Source organism: uncultured Megasphaera sp. (assembly GCF_900539295.1).
In the GTDB taxonomy this organism is placed as follows: domain Bacteria; phylum Bacillota; class Negativicutes; order Veillonellales; family Megasphaeraceae; genus Megasphaera.
In genome coordinates this window covers 1-18,805 of sequence record NZ_UQBH01000035.1, presented here as the reverse complement: position 1 = coordinate 18,805, position 18,805 = coordinate 1, and the positions used below count along the sequence as shown (strand labels likewise).

General features: G+C 52.5%; 15 protein-coding genes, 1 pseudogene and 1 other annotated feature. Of the genes and pseudogenes, 2 read left to right on the top strand and 14 right to left on the bottom strand.

The genetic code is table 11. The features are described 5' to 3' along the window. Positions 1-100 precede the first annotated feature (100 nt). The 9 genes from QZQ46_RS09890 to trmFO form a co-directional block, all read right to left on the bottom strand. The gene (locus QZQ46_RS09890) at positions 101-331 is read right to left on the bottom strand and encodes a hypothetical protein (protein WP_292280754.1); all 231 of its coding nucleotides are present in this window, start codon (positions 329-331) and stop codon (positions 101-103) included. Positions 332-359: 28 nt separating this feature from the next. Continuing rightward, the gene (locus QZQ46_RS09885; protein WP_296829434.1) at positions 360-1,091 is read right to left on the bottom strand and encodes an aldo/keto reductase; all 732 of its coding nucleotides are present in this window, start codon (positions 1,089-1,091) and stop codon (positions 360-362) included. Positions 1,092-1,102: 11 nt separating this feature from the next. Further along, positions 1,103-1,231: a hypothetical protein gene (locus tag QZQ46_RS09880; RefSeq protein ID WP_296829430.1), complete on the bottom strand. Its 129-nt coding sequence runs from the start codon at positions 1,229-1,231 to the stop codon at positions 1,103-1,105. Positions 1,232-1,328: 97 nt separating this feature from the next. Continuing rightward, complete coding sequence (locus tag QZQ46_RS09875; protein WP_296829427.1) at positions 1,329-1,928, bottom strand: TetR/AcrR family transcriptional regulator; 600 nt, start codon at positions 1,926-1,928, stop codon at positions 1,329-1,331. Between the two features lie 242 nt (positions 1,929-2,170). Beyond that, positions 2,171-3,037 carry a DsbA family protein gene (locus QZQ46_RS09870; protein ID WP_296829425.1) on the bottom strand — a complete coding sequence of 289 codons (867 nt, stop codon included), beginning with the start codon at positions 3,035-3,037 and terminating at the stop codon, positions 2,171-2,173. A gap of 286 nt (positions 3,038-3,323) precedes the next feature. Beyond that, complete coding sequence (locus QZQ46_RS09865) at positions 3,324-4,547, bottom strand: class I SAM-dependent rRNA methyltransferase (protein WP_296829422.1); 1,224 nt, start codon at positions 4,545-4,547, stop codon at positions 3,324-3,326. Positions 4,548-4,559: 12 nt separating this feature from the next. Continuing rightward, entirely contained in the window at positions 4,560-5,957 is a 1,398-nt protein-coding gene (gene hslU / locus QZQ46_RS09860) for an ATP-dependent protease ATPase subunit HslU (RefSeq protein ID WP_296829418.1), read from the bottom strand. Between the two features lie 15 nt (positions 5,958-5,972). Continuing rightward, positions 5,973-6,512 carry an ATP-dependent protease subunit HslV gene (hslV, locus tag QZQ46_RS09855; protein WP_366134815.1) on the bottom strand — a complete coding sequence of 180 codons (540 nt, stop codon included), beginning with the start codon at positions 6,510-6,512 and terminating at the stop codon, positions 5,973-5,975. A 4-nt stretch (positions 6,513-6,516) separates the two neighbouring features. Then, positions 6,517-7,839: a methylenetetrahydrofolate--tRNA-(uracil(54)-C(5))-methyltransferase (FADH(2)-oxidizing) TrmFO gene (trmFO, locus tag QZQ46_RS09850; RefSeq protein ID WP_296829413.1), complete on the bottom strand. Its 1,323-nt coding sequence runs from the start codon at positions 7,837-7,839 to the stop codon at positions 6,517-6,519. A 502-nt stretch (positions 7,840-8,341) separates the two neighbouring features. Here trmFO and QZQ46_RS09845 point away from each other — a divergent pair. Beyond that, positions 8,342-9,217: pseudogene (locus tag QZQ46_RS09845) on the top strand (RNA-guided endonuclease TnpB family protein); the annotation flags it as partial. A gap of 105 nt (positions 9,218-9,322) precedes the next feature. Here the strand turns inward: QZQ46_RS09845 and topA are convergent. The 5 genes from topA to QZQ46_RS09820 all read right to left on the bottom strand — a co-directional run bounded on the left by topA (position 9,323) and on the right by QZQ46_RS09820 (position 16,558). After that, a complete protein-coding gene (gene topA, locus QZQ46_RS09840; protein ID WP_296829410.1) occupies positions 9,323-11,602 on the bottom strand; it encodes a type I DNA topoisomerase in 2,280 nt (759 codons plus the stop codon). Positions 11,603-11,881: 279 nt separating this feature from the next. Further along, positions 11,882-12,967, bottom strand: a complete 1,086-nt coding sequence (gene leuB / locus QZQ46_RS09835; protein WP_296829407.1) for a 3-isopropylmalate dehydrogenase — start codon at positions 12,965-12,967, stop codon at positions 11,882-11,884. Then, positions 12,960-13,457 (bottom strand): 3-isopropylmalate dehydratase small subunit, encoded by a 498-nt coding sequence (leuD, locus tag QZQ46_RS09830; protein WP_296829403.1) that lies wholly within the window; start codon positions 13,455-13,457, stop codon positions 12,960-12,962. The genes leuB and leuD overlap by 8 nt, the downstream gene beginning before the upstream one ends. A 2-nt stretch (positions 13,458-13,459) precedes the next feature. Beyond that, positions 13,460-14,719 (bottom strand): 3-isopropylmalate dehydratase large subunit, encoded by a 1,260-nt coding sequence (gene leuC / locus QZQ46_RS09825; protein WP_296829400.1) that lies wholly within the window; start codon positions 14,717-14,719, stop codon positions 13,460-13,462. A 96-nt stretch (positions 14,720-14,815) separates the two neighbouring features. Then, the gene (locus QZQ46_RS09820; protein ID WP_296829397.1) at positions 14,816-16,558 is read right to left on the bottom strand and encodes a 2-isopropylmalate synthase; all 1,743 of its coding nucleotides are present in this window, start codon (positions 16,556-16,558) and stop codon (positions 14,816-14,818) included. 77 nt (positions 16,559-16,635) lie between these two features. Next, positions 16,636-16,883 (bottom strand) — a binding site (T-box leader). A 246-nt stretch (positions 16,884-17,129) separates the two neighbouring features. Here QZQ46_RS09820 and QZQ46_RS09815 point away from each other — a divergent pair. Next, complete coding sequence (locus QZQ46_RS09815) at positions 17,130-18,701, top strand: DEAD/DEAH box helicase (RefSeq protein ID WP_296829394.1); 1,572 nt, start codon at positions 17,130-17,132, stop codon at positions 18,699-18,701. Positions 18,702-18,805: the final 104 nt, after the last annotated feature.

Sequence of the window (18,805 nt, the reverse complement as noted above, 5' to 3'; positions counted from 1 at the left end):
TTTACTTACCCCCAGTGTAACTGGGGGTTTTATCATGCCTATTCGGCGCCAATAACTGAAAAAGGGCCGACACCATTCAGGTATCGGTCCTTTCTCGTTTCTACTTATACTTTTTTTCTCCGTCGAGGATCATCATTTTGTCCAGTTTCGGGAGGATTTCCGGTTCCCGGACTTTTTTATCGAAGTCTTCCGGCGGGAACTCTTCGATGGAGATGGTAAGGGCCTGTGCCGGGCAGCCCCAGGTTTTTAAGAAGATTTCCTGAATCTGTTCGACAGCGCGCTTTTTCGTTTCTTCGTCTTTCGGATACGCTTTGATGGCAATGTAGGGCATGTTTGTTCCTCGATTCTATGATTATTTTTTAATCGTCCGCGTGGACGTCAAAATTGGCCAGCAGCATTTCAGCGACGCCCGGAGCATCGGGATCGTGACGGCCTTTGCCGGTATCGAGGACACGCATGGCAGCCATTTCTTCGTCGGTCAAGGCGAAGTCGAAGATGTCCATGTTGCTCTTCATGCGAGCCGGTTTGGTCGTCTTCGGGAAGATGATGGCTCCGTCCTGGTATTCAAAGCGGAGGATGACCTGGCCGGCATCTTTGCCGTGGGCTTCAGCGATTTTGGTAATGGTCGGTTCGCTGAAAAGCTGGGGACTGCCCTGGCCGAGAGGCGCCCAGGCTTCAAGATATACATTGTCTTTGGCCATGATGGCTCTGATTTCTTTCTGCTGGTAATAAGGGTTGAATTCGATCTGGTTGACCGAAGGTATCGTATCGAACTGGGGTACGAAGGAATTCCAGATCTTCGGCGTCATGTTGCTGACCCCGATGGAGCGGATCTTACCGGCTTTTTTCGCTTCTTCCATGGCCTTCCAGGCACCGGGGACGTCGCCATAGGGCTGGTGTATGAGGTATAAGTCCATGTAGTCCAAACCGAGTTTACGAAGAGACGTGTCGATGCCCTTCTTAGCGGCTTCATAACCGTAATCCTGAAGCCAGAGTTTGCTGGTCACGAAGATGTCTTCCCGGGGAATCCCGCTTTCGCGAACGGCCTTGCCGACTTCGGCTTCATTGAAATAGGCCGCTGCCGTATCGATGTGATACAGTCCTAATTAAGGGCTTCCTTTACGGCCTGATAGGTGCTGCCGTCAGCGGGAATCTGGAAGGTCCCGAAACCAAAGGCCGGAATTTTTACGCCATCATTTAAGGTTACGCTTTCAATCTTGGTAGTCATCATGATCCATCCTTTCTAAAAATAATATCTACGATAAAGGAAAAGCTCCAACTCAACCCGCCATTGGCAGACAAGGCGACTTTCCGTGATTCTTATAAAATTACGCCAAGTACGGCGCCATCAGGCCCGGCAGAAAGATGCGGCAAAACTCTTTGGTCCGCCATTCGAGGCTGTAAGCACCGCCGGACATATCCCAGCAGAGCATTTGGCCGTAGAGGACGTCGACCAGGGTGTGTGCCAAGACAGCTACCGGTGCATCGGCTTTGACCTCGCCTCGTTCGATGCCGTCCAGAATGAGGCCGGTCACGGCATCGATATCGATGTAGACCTTGGGTTTATCCTCTCCGTTATCGATCAAGTCAGGGTCAACCGTATTGCGCACCCATTCCTGGCAGAGCTTCAGGCTGCTCTTTTCGATATAGCCCGAAAAGTTGGTCATAAAGAACACCAACCGTTCCATAAAGGGTCCGTCAAAGGCCTTGGCTTGGTCTAAAATCTCTTGATACATCTCGCGGCTCAAGGCATAGATGATGTCTTCTTTTCGTTTAAAATGGGTATAAAAGGTACCGCTGGCCACGCCACAGGTCTTGGTAATTTCAGCCACCGACGTATTGACCAGGCCTTTTTCACAGACAATTTTCTTGGCCGCATCGAGAAGCTTTCGCCGCGTCTCAAGGGCCGCCACCTGTCTATTGGTCATGCATGTCACCTCAAGCTTTTTGGGATGAACTCATTGTATCACATTCAGTGAATTAAAATCAATGAATAGTGTTCAGTGACTTTGATTCGGTGTTATTTTAGTCCCAAATGCTTTATATCCCCTTCTTTTCAAAAGAAAAACCTCCATCGGCTCCGTTTCAAATGCGAGCTGACAGAGGTTTTCGGCTGCAAAGCCGGTCAACTCGGCTCATTCACGATTCATATAAAAAATAGATACAGGGATTAGACAGAAGTCAGAGAAATCAGATAATCATCCGTTCCGCACGGTTCTTTCTTTAGTTTTCCCTCCGAAAGATAAGGCTCCAGCCACGATTCTAAAGCAGCCTTCGATTCAAAGGCAAAGGCGCAGCGAATTTCTTCCGCCGCCAGCCGCCGGTAATCGGTCAGCATTTGGTGCAGGTGTTCAAAAGAAGCGTCGGGCGCTACGGGTTCCAACGTTCCCCCGCTCAGCTTGCGAATGCGGGATACGTAGTCGGCAAAGGTGTAGTATCCGCCAAAGGTTTCTGCCTTGCCGTTAACGGACAGGGTTACGGTCGGGAAGACGTTGACCTTGGCAGCGATGGCTTCATCGACGTCACTCCAGAAGGCCTTTTCAGCCTCGCCGCTCTTAAGGGCTTCACGATAGGCATCCATGGGAAGGCCGAAGTCTTCTGCCAGCTTCTCTAAGACGGCATAGTCGCCGGTAACAGCCCCTTCGGTCATGGTCGCTTCGCGGATGCGGCGCAGGAAATAGTCGGCCCGGTCAGGAGCTGCGATTTGGGCCGCTTTATAGGCGATATTCTGCGGAAAGGTCGAGTCAAACTGTTCCGAAAACAAATGGTACTTGTCGACGGCGACGGGCATGTGATGGACTGCCGTCGATTCGGCCAGATGTTCCCGAAGCTGGCTGTTGATCTTGTCGGCATCGCCGCCGCCAATGCCGTTGACTTCATCATCAAAATCCTTCAGGCTGCGCACCATGCCGCCCATGACATAACGAATGGAAAATTGATTGGGATAATGGGTTTCCAGCGCTCTAAAAATGGGCTCTGTCCCCCAGCACCAAACACAAGCAGGATCACTGTAATTGACAATCTCAATAGGTTTCATGGTATACTCCTTTCGTCTGGTCACTCATCCTTACCAATCAAACGGGATAAGAGCCTAGGGCCGCTGTCTCATAAGATTGATAAAAATCGTATAGATTCTCTTCTTAGGCCGATTATATATCGCTGCCGCCACAATTTCAACAAACAGCCATATCAATTACTCATTACATTATGTTTTTCTCATGCCAAAAAAGCAACTCCTCCCGCCCCGACACTTCGCCAAAAGGTCGCTTATGCCAAAAAACGCCGCCGTCTCAGCATCAGCACTGAAACAGCGGCGTTGTCATTTATACGACTTGGAACAAGTAGAATTTTAAGTAATTCGTTTCCGGCACGTTCCACAGGATGGGATGATCCGGAGACTGCTGGCGCCCTTCGATTTGGCGAAGGTGGACGCCGGCGTCTTTCGCCGCATCGTGGAGCATTTGGCGGAAGAGATCGTCGCGCATGAAGTGAGAGCACGAGCAGGTCGCCAGATAGCCGCCGCGAGGCAGGAGCTTCATGGCCTTCAGGTTGATTTCCTTATAGCCCCGAATGGCGTTGTGCACGGTGTGACCGGACTTGGTAAAGGCCGGCGGGTCGAGGATGATAAAATCGTAGTCGCGATTCTTTTGGTCAGCCATCTCGGTCAAGAGATCGAAGACGTTGGCCTGTTTCGCCGTCACAATGGATTCTAAGCCGTTGCGGTAAATATTGGTCGTCGTCATGTCGACGGCTTCCTGAGACACGTCGACGGCGGTGACGCTGGCAGCGCCTCCCTTGGCGGCATTGAGGGCAAAGGCACCGGTATGGGTAAAGCAGTCGAGGACGTGCTTTCCGGCAGCGATCTTAGCGACGGCCAGGCGGTTGTATTTCTGGTCCAGGAAGAACCCTGTCTTCTGGCCGTTTTCGACGTCGATATCATAGCGGATGCCATTTTCCTCGATGGTCGTTATGACGCTTCCCGGCTGAGGCAGGTAATCGGCTTCAAACCAGCCTTTGTACTGCTCCATGCCGTCCAGTTCGCGGACTTTGACGTCGTTTCGTTCATAAATGCCGCGGATGGCAACGCCCATGGCCGCCAATTCATCGACCAAGGCCTTGAAGATAATGGGCTTCACCTGATCCATGCCGTAGCATAAGGTCTGGGCGACGAGGACGTCGGAATAGCGGTCGACGGTCAGGCCCGGCATTTCATCGGCATCGCCGAAGATCAATCGGCAGCAGGCAAAATCCGTTTCACCCATGACCGTCCAGCGGTAGTCAAGGGCGTATTTCACCCGGCGCTGCCAGAAGGCTTCGTCGAAGCGGTCGTTAGCGTTGCGCGATACGATGCGCACTCGGATTTTAGAGATGTCGTTGGCAAAGCCCGTGCCGAGGTAGCGGTCTTTATCGCTGTAGACGTCGACGATATCGCCGGTCTTATAAGTTCCGTCGACACGAGTCACTTCTTCACCATAGACCCAGGGATGGCCGGTTTTCGCGGCCCGTTCCCCTTTTTTGGTCAGATATAATTTTGCGTAAGGTCTCATCAGTCGCGTCCTTTATAAAATGTAATGGCTGAGGTCGACGTTCTGAACGACGTCATGGAGTTTGCCGGCGACGAAATCCTTGTCGATGACGATGTGTTTTTCGTCGATATCGGGAGCTTCATAGGCTACGTCTTCGAGGATTTTTTCCAAGATCGTGTGCAGCCGGCGAGCGCCGATGTTTTCTGTTTCCCGGTTGACCCGATAGGCGTATTCGGCAATGGCATTGATGCCGTCGTCTGTAAATTCCAAGGTCAGGCCTTCCGTTTCGAGGAGAGCCGTATACTGTTTGACCAAGGATTGACTCGGTTCGGTCAGGATGCGGCGGAAGTCTTCGACGGTCAGTGACTGGAGTTCGACGCGGATCGGGAAGCGGCCCTGGAGTTCGGGAATGAGGTCGCTCGGCTTCGATACGTGGAAGGCGCCGGCAGCGATAAAGAGAATGTGGTCAGTCTTGACCGGCCCGTATTTGGTATTGACCGTCGCCCCTTCGACGATGGGCAGGATGTCGCGCTGGACCCCTTCGCGGGATACGTCGGGACCGTTGGTGCGGCCTTTTTCGGCGATCTTATCGAATTCATCGATGAAGACGATGCCCGATTCTTCCGTAGCGGCCACGGCCTTGTCGACGATGGTATCCATGTCGAGGCATTTTTCCAGTTCTTCTTCTTTGAAGATTTCCCGCGCCTTGGCGACGGTCATTTTCTTCTTCTTTTTCTTTTTCGGCATGATGCTGCCCAGCATTTCCTGGAAGTTGTTGGTCAGTTCTTCCGTTGAATTGCCCGTCAAGATGCCTTGGAAGCCCGGGCCCTGTTCGGCCACTTCGACTTCGATTTCGCGGTCGTCCATCTTATGGGCGCAAATATCTTCCAGCATCTTTTGACGGCGGTCGGAATTGCCTTCTTCGAGCTGTTTCGGTTCTTCCTTGTCTTCGTCGTCATCGCTGCCAAAGAAGACATCCATCGGGTTCTTTACTTTTTCTACGACGGATTTTTTCGGCCAGAAGACCTGAAGAATCCGTTTATTGGCTTCGGCTTCGGCCTTTTCTTCATAGCGCTGGCTTTCCTGTTCCTGGACCATGCGGATAGCGTTGGCAACGAGGTCGCGGATCATCTGTTCGACGTCGCGGCCGACGTAGCCGACTTCGGTGTACTTCGTCGCTTCGACCTTGATGAAGGGCGCACCGACGAGTTTTGCCAGGCGGCGGGCGATTTCCGTTTTACCGACGCCCGTCGGGCCGATGAGGAGAATATTCTTGGGGATGATTTCATCCTGCATGTCTTCGCTCAGGCGTTTGCGGCGCCAGCGGTTGCGCAGGGCAATGGAAACGGATTTCTTGGCTTCCCCTTGACCTACGATATATTTATTCAGTTCCGCCACGATTTGTTTTGGCGTCCATGATGATTGTTCCATAAAGGTACCTCTTTCTTAAATTTCTTCGACAATGACGTTGTGGTTGGTGTAGACGCAGATATCGGCTGCGATGTGCAGGGATTTTTCGGCGATTTCCCGGGCCGACAGGTCCGTATTCTGTATGAGGGCCCGCGCCGAAGACAGGGCGTAGTTGCCGCCGGAGCCGATGGCCAAGACGCCGTCGTCCGGTTCGATGACTTCGCCGTTGCCCGAAATGAGCAGGATGCGCTGGCTGTCAGCGACCAGGAGCAGGGCTTCCAGTTTATGGAGAACCTTGTCGGACCGCCATTCTTTAGCCAGTTCGACGGCGCTGCGGACCAGGTTGCCGTTGTGTTCATTCAGTTTTTCTTCAAAGTGATCAAAGAGCGTAAAAGCGTCGGCCACCGAGCCGGCAAAGCCGCTGATGATCTTGCCGTGATAGAGGCGGCGAACTTTTTGAGCCGTCCCCTTCATGATGACGGCGTTGCCCATGGTGACCTGCCCGTCGCCGGCGATGGCCGTCTTGCCGTCGCGCTGAACGGCGCAGATCGTCGTGGCGTGAAATTCTGTAGTCATTCCGTTAGACATGAATCATGTCCCCCTTCATTTGTTCAATTTCATCGAGTGCCCGCTGTGCTAAGAGGGCGTTTTTTTCTTTTTTCTTCATGCGTTTCTTAATGCCCAAAGGCTCCATAATGCCGAAGTTGATGTTCATCGGCTGGAAATGCTTATTGGGGCCGCTGGAGATGTACTGGCTGAGACCGCCGATGGCCGTCCGCTTGGAGAAGGTCAGGCCTTCTTTTTCATTGAGGAGGCGGGCGGCGTTGATACCGGCTAAGAGGCCCATGGCCGCCGATTCCAAATAGCCTTCGACACCGGTTAATTGTCCGGCAAAGAGGAGATTCGGCTGCTTGCGCAGCTGCAGCGTCGGCATGAGCAGTTCCGGCGAATTGATGTAGGAATTGCGGTGCATGACGCCGTAGCGCACGAATTCGGCGTTTTCAAGACCGGGAATCATGGAAAAGACTCGTTTCTGTTCCGGGAATTTAAGATGGGTCTGGAAGCCGACGATGTTGTACAGGGTTGCACTGCCGTTATCCTGGCGCAGCTGAACGACGGCATAAGGCAGTTCTCCCGTATCAGGCAGTTCGAGACCGACGGGCTTCATGGGACCGAAACGCATGGTGTCGATGCCGCGGCCGGCCATGACTTCGATGGGCATGCAGCCTTCAAAGACGCTGTCGTCCTTTTCAAAGTCGTGGAGTTCGGCACATTCGGCCGCCGTCAAGGCCTGCCAAAAGGCTTCGTATTCTTCCTGCGTAAAGGGGCAGTTCAAATAGTCGGCGCCGCCCTTGCCGTAGCGGGCCGCCCGATAGACCTTATTCATATCGAGAGATTCGACGGTAACGATAGGCGCTGCAGCATCGTGGAAATGGAAGTACCCTTCCCCGGTCAATTTGGCGATGGTATCGGACAGGGCGTCACTGGTCAAGGGACCGCTGGCAACGATGCAGATCTGATCCGTCGGAAGCTCCGTCACTTCTTCGTGGCGAATGGTGACCAAGGGATGGGCGGCCAATTTTTCCGTCACGTACTGACTAAAGGGCAGGCGGTCGACGGCCAGAGCCCCGCCGGCGGGAACGCGGTTGATATCGGCCGATTCCATGATCAATGAGCCCAGGCGGCGCATTTCTTCCTTCAACAGGCCGACGGCGTTTTCGATATTGGCTGCCCGCAGGGAATTGCTGCAGACCAGTTCGGCAAAATATTCCGTATGATGGGCCGGCGACGATTTGACTGGCCTCATTTCGACCAGTTCCACCGGAATTCCACGGCTGACGAGCTGCCAGGCCGCTTCCGATCCGGCCAGACCGGCACCGATAATTAAGACACTATTCTTCATTATTATAATGCGGGCAGGATACGCCAACCTCTTAGGTCGGGGAGAAACGCCCGCATCACCTCACTTTCTTAAAATACTAGAGTTTTAGTAAAATGTATGATATGGTGGTATTGATGAAAACCATATAATTTCAGAAAGGCCGGTGAGAAAAATGTCCGACCTAACAAAAACCATAAAACTTCATATCCATGTTACTCCAGAGCAAGAGATGATGTTTCGCAAAATGACGGAACATTATCGTCAGGCTTGTAATTTTGTGTCGCAATACATCTTCGACAATCAATTCAACTTGGCTTATCAAAGCCTCAACAAAGAACTATATTGCGAGCTTCGTGTGTTGTTTGGCTTAAAGTCGCAGCTTGCACAATCGTCCATCAAGACGACTATGGCTCGCTATAAGACTGTCAAGCAACAGCTCTTCCAAAAGCCATACAAATACAAGGACCAAGATGGCAGCTGGAAATACATCACTAAAACGCTCGAATAGCTTTGGAAACCCCTCTTCTTCAAGCGCCCGCAAGCGGATTTGGTTCGCAATCGCGATTATAGCTTCGTGGATAACGGACAAAGCCTGTCTATCAACACACTCGGTAAAAGAACAAAATGCACCTTTAAAAGCAAGTCATTTTCGAAATATCTGGACGGCTCATGGACTCTTGGCACAGCAAAGTTAGTTGAACTCAAAGGCCTATGGTATCTGCATATTCCGGTTACCAAATCTGTTGAAGTTTTCCAGAGGGAGAACGTACGTCACGTTGTCGGGATTGACCGTGGCTTGCGATTCCTGACGGTCAGTTACGATGAACAAGGTAAAACCGAATTTGTTTCCGGGCGAAAAATTGCGGCCAAACGACACAAGTTTCTCAAAGTCAGACAGCAGCTCCAATCCAAAGGCACAAAATCTGCAAAGCGCAGACTCAAAGCCCTTTCCGGACGAGAGAACCGTTGGATGTCTGATGTAAATCATCGGATTTCTAAGACACTCGTTACGAAATACGGCAAAGATACGCTGTTTGTGCTGGAAGATTTGACGGGTGTCAGCTTTGAAGCATCAAATCTCTCCCAAACTGCCAAACAGAATTACGACCTGAGAAGCTGGCCTTTCTATCAGCTTGAGCAATATCTGACCTACAAGGCTCACGAAAATTGTTCGGAAGTATTGAAAGTCTCGGCCAAATACACCTCTCAGCGTTGCCCGAAGTGCGCTACTGTTCATAAGGAAAACCGTAAGCCTCACCAACACCTGTATCGCTGTCAATGCGGATACCAATCCAATGATGACCGTATCGGAGCTATGAATATCCAGCATCTTGGTACGATGTGGATTTCCGGAGACAATCACCCTCGTTACGAGAGGATAACAACTGCCTCGGAGTAAATCTCCCCGGCAAAACGGGCATCGTCAACTGCCCGATGATGTAGGCAGAATTAGGGAGGCATCTTTAGGATGTCGCAATTACCTATGTTTTTCTGACTTACAAGCTCACTCTTCTGTGAGTGGTTGACTCACTACCTCACCTTTTTTATGGTTTTCACAGTCCCCGTTGCTGCAAAAGAGCTTATCAGGGCCTTTTTTATAATGTTTGACAATCATGATGCTGCCGCACAAGTCACATTTCTTGTCGACAGGCTGGTTCCAGAGGACGAAGTCGCAGTCCGGATACTGGCTGCAGCCGTAAAAGACGCGGCCTCGTTTCGACTTGCGCTTGATGAGCGACCCCTTGCCGCATTTCGGGCAGGTAATGCCCAAATCTTCGACGATGGCCTTGGTATTGCGGCATTCCGGGAAGTTGGAGCAGGCCAGGAATTTGCCGAAGCGTCCGAATTTATAGACCATGGGCGATCCGCAGACTTCGCAGATCTGGCCCGATTCCTGACCGGAAATGGTGACCTTTTCCATCTTCGTTTCAGCCTCGTCCATTTCAGGCTTAAAGATGTCATAAAATTCCTGCAGGACGTGTGGATACGTATCGTCGCCTTGTTCTATGGCGTCGAGGGATTCTTCCATATGGGCCGTAAAGCTGACGTTGATGATGCGGGCAAAGTATTTCTTAAGAAGGTCGACAATGATGACGCCGAGCTCCGTCGGAATGAACTGCTTATCCTTCTTTTCGACGTAATTGCGGTTTTGGATCGTATCCATAATCGGCGCGTAGGTACTCGGCCGGCCGATGCCCTTTTCTTCGAGGGTCTTGATCAGGCTGGCTTCGGTGTAGCGTGCCGGCGGCTGGGTAAAGTGCTGCTGGGGCGTTACGGCCTTGTTATGGACGATGGTATTAGCCGAAATATGGGGCAGTTCGGTCAAGGTCTTATCCTTCTTGGCATCTTCATAGAGCTCCGTAAAGCCCTTGAAGAGGACCTTGTAGCCGGCAGCCCGCAGTTCGTACTTGCCGCTTTCGATGACGATAGCCATGTGTTCCGTTTCGACCGATTCCATCTGGCTGGCCAAAAAACGATTCCAAATCAAGGTATAGAGGCGCAATTGATCCCGCGACAGGAAGTCGGAAACCTTATAGGGCGTCAATTCTAAGGACGTCGGACGAATGGCTTCGTGGGCGTCCTGGCTGGACTGCTTTGTCTTATAGGTCCGCGGCTGTTCGGGCACGTATTCGGCTCCGTAGTTAGCCGTAATAAAGTCCCGCGCCGCCTGAACCATGTCGTCGTTGATGCGGACCGAGTCGGTACGCATGTAGGTGATGAGGCCGACGTGGCCCTGGTCGCCCATATCGAGGCCTTCATAGAGCTGCTGAGCCAGCATCATCGTCTTCTTGGCGCCGAAATTGAGCTTGCCGACGCATTCCTGCTGCATCGTCGACGTCGTAAACGGCGGTTGAGGCTGACGTTTACGCTTGCGTTTTTCGACCTTCATGATTTTATCGGGTTCCTGCGTTTCGCCGCGGCTTTCCCAACTGAGGTCGTGAACGATATTCTGGGCTCCCTCTTCATTGAGGACTTCGGCTTTTTTGCCGTCGATCTTGGTCAGTTCCGTCGTCAGGGTCAATCCGTCGTCAGTGACATAGGTCCCGCCGACGGTCCAATATTCTTCCGGTACGAAGGCCTTGATGGCTTCTTCTCGTTCGCAAATTAAACGGACGGCAACGGACTGAACGCGGCCGGCACTGAGGCCCTTACAGACCTTTTTCCAGAGCAAAGGGCTCAATTTATAGCCCACGATGCGGTCCAAGATACGCCGCGCCTGCTGGGCATCGACCTTCTTGATGTCAATCGGTTCCGGTTTTTTTATCGCTTCAACGATCGCCTTTTTCGTGATTTCATGGAACATGATGCGGCATTTGTCCTTGGGATCGATATCCAACAAATGGGCCAAATGCCAGGAAATGGCTTCGCCTTCGCGGTCCGGGTCAGTTGCCAGAAAGACTTTTTTCGAGCGGACGTATTCTTCCTGCAAGTCGTCGATGAGTTTACGCTTGTCCCACATATTGGTATAGGTCGGGACAAAGCCTTCTTCGATATTGACGCCGAACTGGTTGCGCGGCAAGTCGCGCAGATGGCCGCGGCTGGCCATGACCTTATAGCCGCTGCCGAGGAACCGTTCGATAGTCTTGGCTTTCGCCGGCGATTCCACGATGACCAGATTCTTGGCGTTTTTCGGAAGCTTGTCGAGTTTCTTCAGGGGTTCTTTCTTGGGAAGGTTTACCGTACCGTGAATGACCGTCTTTTCACCGTCGGCCTTTTTTTTACGGCCCTTCTTCTTTTTCGAGTCGTCTATGATAATCGTGCGTTTAATGGGAAATTCTAACATCTATGCTTAATCCTGCCTCTCGCTGTACACGAATCGTGAAAATCTATTTAAACTATTTTTCATAATACACTATTCGCCGCGACCTTTCAAGCGTCAGCCCCTTATATACATTATAATGACGTAATGTCTTTGTAAAGAAATCCGCCTCGTGAGGCCAAATCTTCCTCTTTTCCAATCCCTTCACCAAGACGCTAAAAAGACAGCCTTGCAACTGAGTCGCAAAGACTGCCTTTCTGTTCCTTCCTGTGGTATGATACGGAGAGAGGACGGAAGGAGAAATTATTTTTTTATGGTTGTCCCGATGTGGGCGAGAACGGCATCGGTCATGGTCTGGGTATCGGCTTTTTTAAAGCCTTCTTTATAAAGGTCGGCCGTGCGCCAGCCTTCTTCCAAAGCGGCGTCGACAGCATCTTCGATGAGGGCCGCCCCTTCTTCTTCGCCGAAGGAGTAGCGCAGCAGCATGGCTGCCGACAAGATAGTGGCACAGGGATTGGCAATGCCGCGACCTGCAATATCTGGCGCCGAGCCGTGGATCGGTTCATAGAGACTGGTCAATTCGCCGATGGACGCCGACGGCATCATGCCGATGGATCCGCCTAGGACAGCCGCTTCGTCGCTCAAGATATCGCCGAAGAGGTTGCTCGTAACGATGACGTCGAACTGTTTCGGATTGAGGGCCAGCTGCATGGCGCAGTTGTCGACGTAAAAATGATTCAAGGCGACCGACGGATAATCTTTAGCCACATCGATCATAGTTCGGCGCCACAGGCGGGACGTAGCCAGGACGTTGGCCTTATCGACGGAGGTCACCTTGCCCCGCCGGCCTTGGGCGGCCTTCATGGCAAAGGTGCCGATGCGCTCTACTTCAGGAACGCTGTAATTTTCAAGGTCCCAGGCCCGTTCGACGCCGTTGTGAATTTCCGATTCACAGCGGTCGCCGAAATAGATGCCGCCGACGAGTTCGCGGACGATGAGGACGTCGGTTCCGGTAACGATGTCGGCCTTTAAAGGAGAATATTCCGCTAAGACCGGGGGCACCTTGACGGGACGCAAATTGACATAGAGGCCGAGAGCCTTTCTAAGGCCCAAGACGGCTTGTTCCGGCCGCAGGGTCGGTTCGACGGCGTCCCATTTATCGCCGCCGACGGCGCCAAAGAGGATGGCGTCAGCCTTTTTAGCCGCTTCCACCGTTTTCTTAGGAAGGGGCGTACCGCAAGCGTCGTAAGCCGTACCGCCGGCCATCTGTCGTTCAAAGGTCAGGCCTAAATGGCAGACCTCGTCTACTTTTTGCAGCACCTTCACGGCGCTGGCCGTAATTTCTTCCCCGATGCCGTCGCCGGGGATGACGACAATGTGTTTACTCATGAGCCTTTGCCCCCTTGATATAGTTGATTAAGCCGCCGGCTGCGGCAATGTCTTGAACGAAGCCCGGCAGAGGCCGCGCCTGAAAAGTTTGTCCCGTCGTCTGATCGACGATGGTCCCCTTTTCTAAGTCGACGTTGACGATGTCACCGGCCTTGATTGAATTTACGGCATCGCCGATTTCAAGGACCGGCAGGCCAACGTTGATGGCATTGCGGTAAAAGATGCGGGCAAAACTGGCGGCGATGATGACTGGAATGCCCGAGGCCTTAATGGCAATGGGCGCGTGTTCCCGCGAAGAGCCGCAGCCGAAGTTTTTGCCTCCGACCATGATATCCCCGGCCTTGACGTTTGCGGCAAAGGTTTCATCGATGTCGACCATGCAGTGGGACGCCAATTCTTTGGGGTCAAAACTATTTAAATAACGGGCGGGAATAATGACGTCCGTATCAATATTATCGCCGTAGCGCCATACTTTTCCTTCTAAAACCATCTTTATCGTACCTCCTTGGGAGCGGCAATCTTGCCGAGAATGGCACTGGCTGCCGCCACCTGCGGACCTGCCAGATAGACTTCACTGTCGACGTGGCCCATGCGGCCGCGGAAATTTCGGTTCGTCGTCGAAACGCAGCGTTCACCGGCGGCAAGGATGCCCATGTAACCGCCAAGACAGGGCCCGCAGGTCGGCGTCGAAACGGCACAGCCTGCCGTGATGAACGTTTCAATATAGCCGGCTTTCATGGCCTCCATATAAACCGACTGGCTGCCGGGAATGACGATGCAGCGGACGTCGGGATGGACGCTGCGGCCTTTAAAGATTTCAGCGGCAATGCGCAGGTCTTCTAAGCGGCCGTTGGTGCAGGAGCCGATGACGACCTGGTCAATCTTGATGTCGCCAAAGGTACCGACGACCTTGGTATTTTCCGGCAGATGAGGAAAGGCAACAACAGGCTGTAATGTCGACAAATCAATATCCACCGTCCGACAGTAATGAGCATCGTCATCGGCGGTGACGCAGTCGTAGTCATCGGAGAAACGCCCTTTTTCATAGGCAATCGTCGCTTCATCGACAGGGAAAATACCGTTTTTCGCGCCCCCTTCGATGGCCATGTTGGAAATGGTAAAGCGGTCGGTCATGTCTAAAGAAGCTACACCGGGTCCTGTAAATTCCAAGGATTTATAGAGGGCGCCGTCGACGCCGATCATGCCGATGAGGGTCAGCATGACGTCCTTCCCGGTAATGTCTTCCGGTTTTTCGCCGGTCAAGCGAACCTGAATGGCGTCGGGAACCTTAAACCAAGCCTTACCGGTAGCCATGGCGACGCCGAGGTCCGTCGAGCCGACACCGGTCGAAAAGCCGCCCAAGGCGCCGTACGTGCAAGTATGGGAGTCAGCGCCGATGGTTACCATGCCCGGGCCGACGATGCCCTGTTCCGGCAAAAGGACGTGTTCGATGCCGACGCGGCCGACTTCAAAGTAATGGGTAATTTCGTGTTCTTTGGCAAAATCGCGGACAATCTTGGCAAGACCCGCCGATTTGATGTCCTTATTGGGCGTAAAGTGATCGGGCACTAAGGCAATCTTGGTCTTATCAAAGACGGGACGGCCGATTTTCTTAAATTCAGCAATAGCCGGCGGCGCCGTAATATCATTGGCCAACACCATATCGACGCTGCATACAATTAAATCTCCCGCCTCTACGGACGGCACGCCGGCATGCTTGGCTAAAATCTTTTGGGTCATAGTCATTCCCATAATCTATTCCACTCCTTACAAATCCTGTTTTTCGGGAAACGCGGCCGTTTCGAGAAAAGGATGAAATTTCAAAAAAACGATACTTCGTAAAAATGATCAATGCTGGCTTACGACGGCTTTAAAGGCAGCTACGGCATCGGGACTCGAGGCGAAATGGCGGAAGCGAACGCGCTGGTCCATGCCTTCCATGCGATTGACGGCCGTCACGAAGGCCCGAATCGAAGCCGTCATCGTATCGGTGTCGATGCCGGCGCCCCACGTCGTCCGCCCCTGTTTATCGGTCAGGCCGAAGTAGGCAATGCCTCTCGAATCGGAATCGCCGTCGAGGTCATGTTCGCTGTAGACGAGGTTTTCAAATTCGATGCCGTAAGCCTTACAGATGGCGTTGCTGACGGCATTGAGCTGGCCGTTGCCTTCGCCTTGGAGGACGACTTCTTCCCCATTGGCCCGGATCAGGACCGTTCCGATCCAGCGGCTGCCCTTTTTCTGAATAGAAAAGTCTTCGACTTTCAGCGGGCTTTCCGTATTGAGGTAATGTTTCTGGAAGACGTCGTAAATTTCACGAGGCTTCAATTCCTGATGGGCATGGTCGGATACTTCTTTGACAAAGTAACTGAAATCTTCGCGCATCTTCTTGGGCATGGCAATGCCGTAGTGCTGCTCCATGATAAAGCCGATGCCGCCCTTGCCGGACTGGCTGTTGATGCGGATGACGTCGGCGTCGTAAGTACGGCCGATATCGTGGGGATCGATGTAGAGATAAGGGCAGTTCCAGTAGGGCTGATGCTGTTCGGCCCGATAATGCATGCCTTTGGCAATGGCGTCCTGATGAGATCCCGAGAAGGCGGCAAAGACCAGCTTCCCGGCATAAGGCTGACGGGGATGGACTTCCATGCGGGTCACCCGTTCATACGTATCAACGAGGTCCGTCATGTGGGAAAAATCGAGGCCCGGATCGACGCCAAGAGCATACATGTTCATGCCGATGGTCACGATATCGGCATTGCCCGTCCGTTCGCCGTTGCCAAACAAAGTCCCTTCGACGCGGTCGGCTCCGGCCAGGATGGCCATTTCGGCATCGGCCACACCGGTTCCCCGATCGTTGTGGGGATGGACCGACAAGACGACGTTGTCACGATACTTCAGGTTCTGCGACAAATACGCAATCTGGGCGGCAAAGACGTGGGGCATGGACATCTGCACCGTCGACGGCAAGTTGATGATGGCCTTGCGGTCCGCCGTCGGCTGCCAAACGTCGAGGACAGCATTGCAGACGTCGAGGGCATATTCCGGTTCGGTACCGGTAAAGCTTTCCGGCGAATATTCGAAGCGATAGTCGGCGCCGGCTTCTTCCGTCAGTTTTTTCAGTAAGGCCGCCCCTTCGACGGCAATCTGCTTGATTTCTTCCTTCGACTTGTGGAAGACCTGCTGGCGCTGGGCAAAGGACGTCGAGTTGTAGACGTGGACGATGGCATGCTTAACGCCCTTCAAAGCTTCAAAAGTCCGGCGGATGATGTGTTCCCGAGCCTGGGTCAGGACCTGGACGGTTACATCGTCGGGAATCAAATTATGGTCGACTAAGTAGCGCAGGAATTCAAATTCCGTTTCCGAAGCAGCCGGAAAGCCGACTTCGATTTCCTTAAAGCCCATGGCGACCAGGACCTTGTAGAATTCGATTTTTTCTTCAAGACTCATAGGGATGATAAGGGCCTGATTTCCGTCGCGCAAGTCGACGCTGCACCAGATGGGTGCCTGTTCCGGGTATTCCCGCTGCGTCCAAGACATATCGACGACGGGCGGCATAAAATAACCTTTTTGATAATGTTCTACGTGTTTCATGGTCATCACTCCTATGATTATGAAATAAATTAAAAACAACTCATTACACAATCAAAATAAAAAAAATCTCCCATCTCCAAAGAGACGAAAGATTTCACTTGCGCGTTACCACTCTAATTCCTATGTTTCCATAGGCACTCTACAGGTACGGACCAAAGGTCGATACCCCCCTGTCTGTTAACGGCCAGGCCCCGGCTCCACCTACTCCTTTAGTTTCAGCGAGCTGCTTAGAGAGGAGTTCCGTTCCATGCCGCTGCTGTCTCGCACCTGCCGACAGCTCTCTGTAAGCTTTCTGGAACCTACTAGTTCTCTTCAACGCATTTTTATTTTGGATTGTTTTGTTGATGGTTCGTATCTTACCACCATCATGCCCGTTTGGCAAGGCTTTTTTCAAAATATTTTAAGGTTAAACGTCGAACTTATGTTAATAATTTCTAAATAGTCCAGGTTTAACGTTTATCTTAAAATAGCAGACTTAAAAGTCACTCATCCCGTCACCGACCGGTAAAACCCTATCTTTTTTCAAGCTTTAATGCTATAATAATTAAGTTACACAACAAGGAGGAAGTACATGTTAGAGAAATTCCAAAATTTAAATATCAGCGAAGTCATTATCCGTGCCCTGAACGAAATGGGTTTTGAAGAACCGACGCCGATCCAGTCCGAATCGATTCCCGTCGCCATGAGCGGCGTTGACATGATTGGCCAGGCCCAGACCGGTACCGGTAAGACCGCTGCCTATGGCATCCCCGTCCTGGAAAAAATATTGAAGGCCGAACCTTCCAAAGAAATTCAGACCGTCGTCTTATCCCCGACCCGTGAACTTGCCATGCAGGTCGCCGAAGAACTGAACCACCTGGCTCAATTCACCAACATTCAGGCCCTGCCCATCTACGGCGGTCAAGATATGGAACGCCAGCTGCGCCGCCTGCGTAAGAGCCCGCAGATCATCGTCGCCACTCCGGGCCGGCTCATCGACCACATGAAACGCGGCACCATCGATTTGAGCCACATTGCCACCATCGTCCTCGACGAAGCCGATGAAATGCTGGACATGGGCTTTATCGATGACATCAACCTCATCATGGCAGCGACGCCCAACACGCGCCAGACCCTGCTCTTCTCGGCCACCATGCCGAAACCGATTCAACAATTGGCTGAAACCTTCCTTCACGATCCCCTCATGATTCGCATGAAGACCAAAGAAGTCACCATGGACCTCATCGAACAGTCGTACATCGAAGTACCGGATCGTCAGAAGTTCGATATCCTCTGCCGTCTCCTCGACCTTCAGGAACCGGATTTGGCCATCATCTTTGTCCGCACCAAACGCCGCGTCGACGAAGTATCAGAAGCCCTCAAGAAACGCGGCTACTCGTCGGAAGGCATCCACGGCGACTTGACCCAGGCCAAGCGCGATACCGTCATCCGCCAGTTCCGTGAAAAGACGATCGATATCTTAGTCGCCACCGACGTCGCAGCCCGCGGCCTCGACATCAGCGGTGTCACCCACGTCTTCAACTATGACCTGCCCCAGGACCCGGAAAGCTACGTCCACCGCGTCGGCCGTACAGGCCGTGCCGGTCAGAGCGGCGAAGCCACGACCTTCGTCATTCCCCGTGAAATGGAACACCTGCGCACTATCGAACGCCTCATTAAGCGCAGCATCGCCCGCCGCAAAGCTCCGACCTTCTCCGAAGCCTTAGAAGGAGCCCAGCAGGCAGCCATCCGCAACCTAGCCGCTACGGCTGAAGAAGGCAATTTCGGCAGCTACAAAGAAAATGCCGAAGAACTCCTGTCCAACTATGACTCGGCGTCCCTCGTCGCAGCCGCTATCAAGCTGCTTACAAAAGAACCGGACACGACGCCCGTCAAGATTACCGAAGAAGCCCCCCTCCGCGTCCATCGCAGCCGTCAGGGGAAAAATAACCGCGACCGCAACTATCGCCGTAACGATCGCAATCGGAAAGACCGCCGCAATGGCAAAGAAGACGGCCAAGAACGAGGCGAACGCCGTCGTCACTTCGCTCCCAAAAACCGCGATTCCAACAACCACGGCACCTTCCGTAACAACCAGCGCTCCGAAAAAAAACAACATAAAGAACCGAATCGCTCCGTATTCAAGCCTTACTTCAAGGACTGATTCGAGATTGAAAATGAAATGCCCATCTTACCGAACTAGTAAGATGGGCATTTTTTGGTTCTATAATAAATGTTGGGGTCTTGTGGACACTCCTGTTCACAAGG

Excerpts from the sequence above, each read along its gene's own strand:
- QZQ46_RS09890 (WP_292280754.1), bottom strand. The coding sequence starts at position 331 with ATGCCCTACATTGCCATCAAAGCGTATCCGAAAGACGAAGAAACGAAA.
- QZQ46_RS09880 (WP_296829430.1), bottom strand. The coding sequence starts at position 1,231 with ATGATGACTACCAAGATTGAAAGCGTAACCTTAAATGATGGCGTAAAA.
- QZQ46_RS09875 (WP_296829427.1), bottom strand. The coding sequence starts at position 1,928 with ATGACCAATAGACAGGTGGCGGCCCTTGAGACGCGGCGAAAGCTTCTC.
- QZQ46_RS09870 (WP_296829425.1), bottom strand. The coding sequence starts at position 3,037 with ATGAAACCTATTGAGATTGTCAATTACAGTGATCCTGCTTGTGTTTGG.
- QZQ46_RS09865 (WP_296829422.1), bottom strand. The coding sequence starts at position 4,547 with ATGAGACCTTACGCAAAATTATATCTGACCAAAAAAGGGGAACGGGCC.
- hslU (WP_296829418.1), bottom strand. The coding sequence starts at position 5,957 with ATGGAACAATCATCATGGACGCCAAAACAAATCGTGGCGGAACTGAAT.
- hslV (WP_366134815.1), bottom strand. The coding sequence starts at position 6,512 with ATGACTACAGAATTTCACGCCACGACGATCTGCGCCGTTCAGCGCGAC.
- trmFO (WP_296829413.1), bottom strand. The coding sequence starts at position 7,839 with ATGAAGAATAGTGTCTTAATTATCGGTGCCGGTCTGGCCGGATCGGAA.
- topA (WP_296829410.1), bottom strand. The coding sequence starts at position 11,602 with ATGTTAGAATTTCCCATTAAACGCACGATTATCATAGACGACTCGAAA.
- leuB (WP_296829407.1), bottom strand. The coding sequence starts at position 12,967 with ATGAGTAAACACATTGTCGTCATCCCCGGCGACGGCATCGGGGAAGAA.
- leuD (WP_296829403.1), bottom strand. The coding sequence starts at position 13,457 with ATGGTTTTAGAAGGAAAAGTATGGCGCTACGGCGATAATATTGATACG.
- leuC (WP_296829400.1), bottom strand. The coding sequence starts at position 14,719 with ATGGGAATGACTATGACCCAAAAGATTTTAGCCAAGCATGCCGGCGTG.
- QZQ46_RS09820 (WP_296829397.1), bottom strand. The coding sequence starts at position 16,558 with ATGAAACACGTAGAACATTATCAAAAAGGTTATTTTATGCCGCCCGTC.
- QZQ46_RS09815 (WP_296829394.1), top strand. The coding sequence starts at position 17,130 with ATGTTAGAGAAATTCCAAAATTTAAATATCAGCGAAGTCATTATCCGT.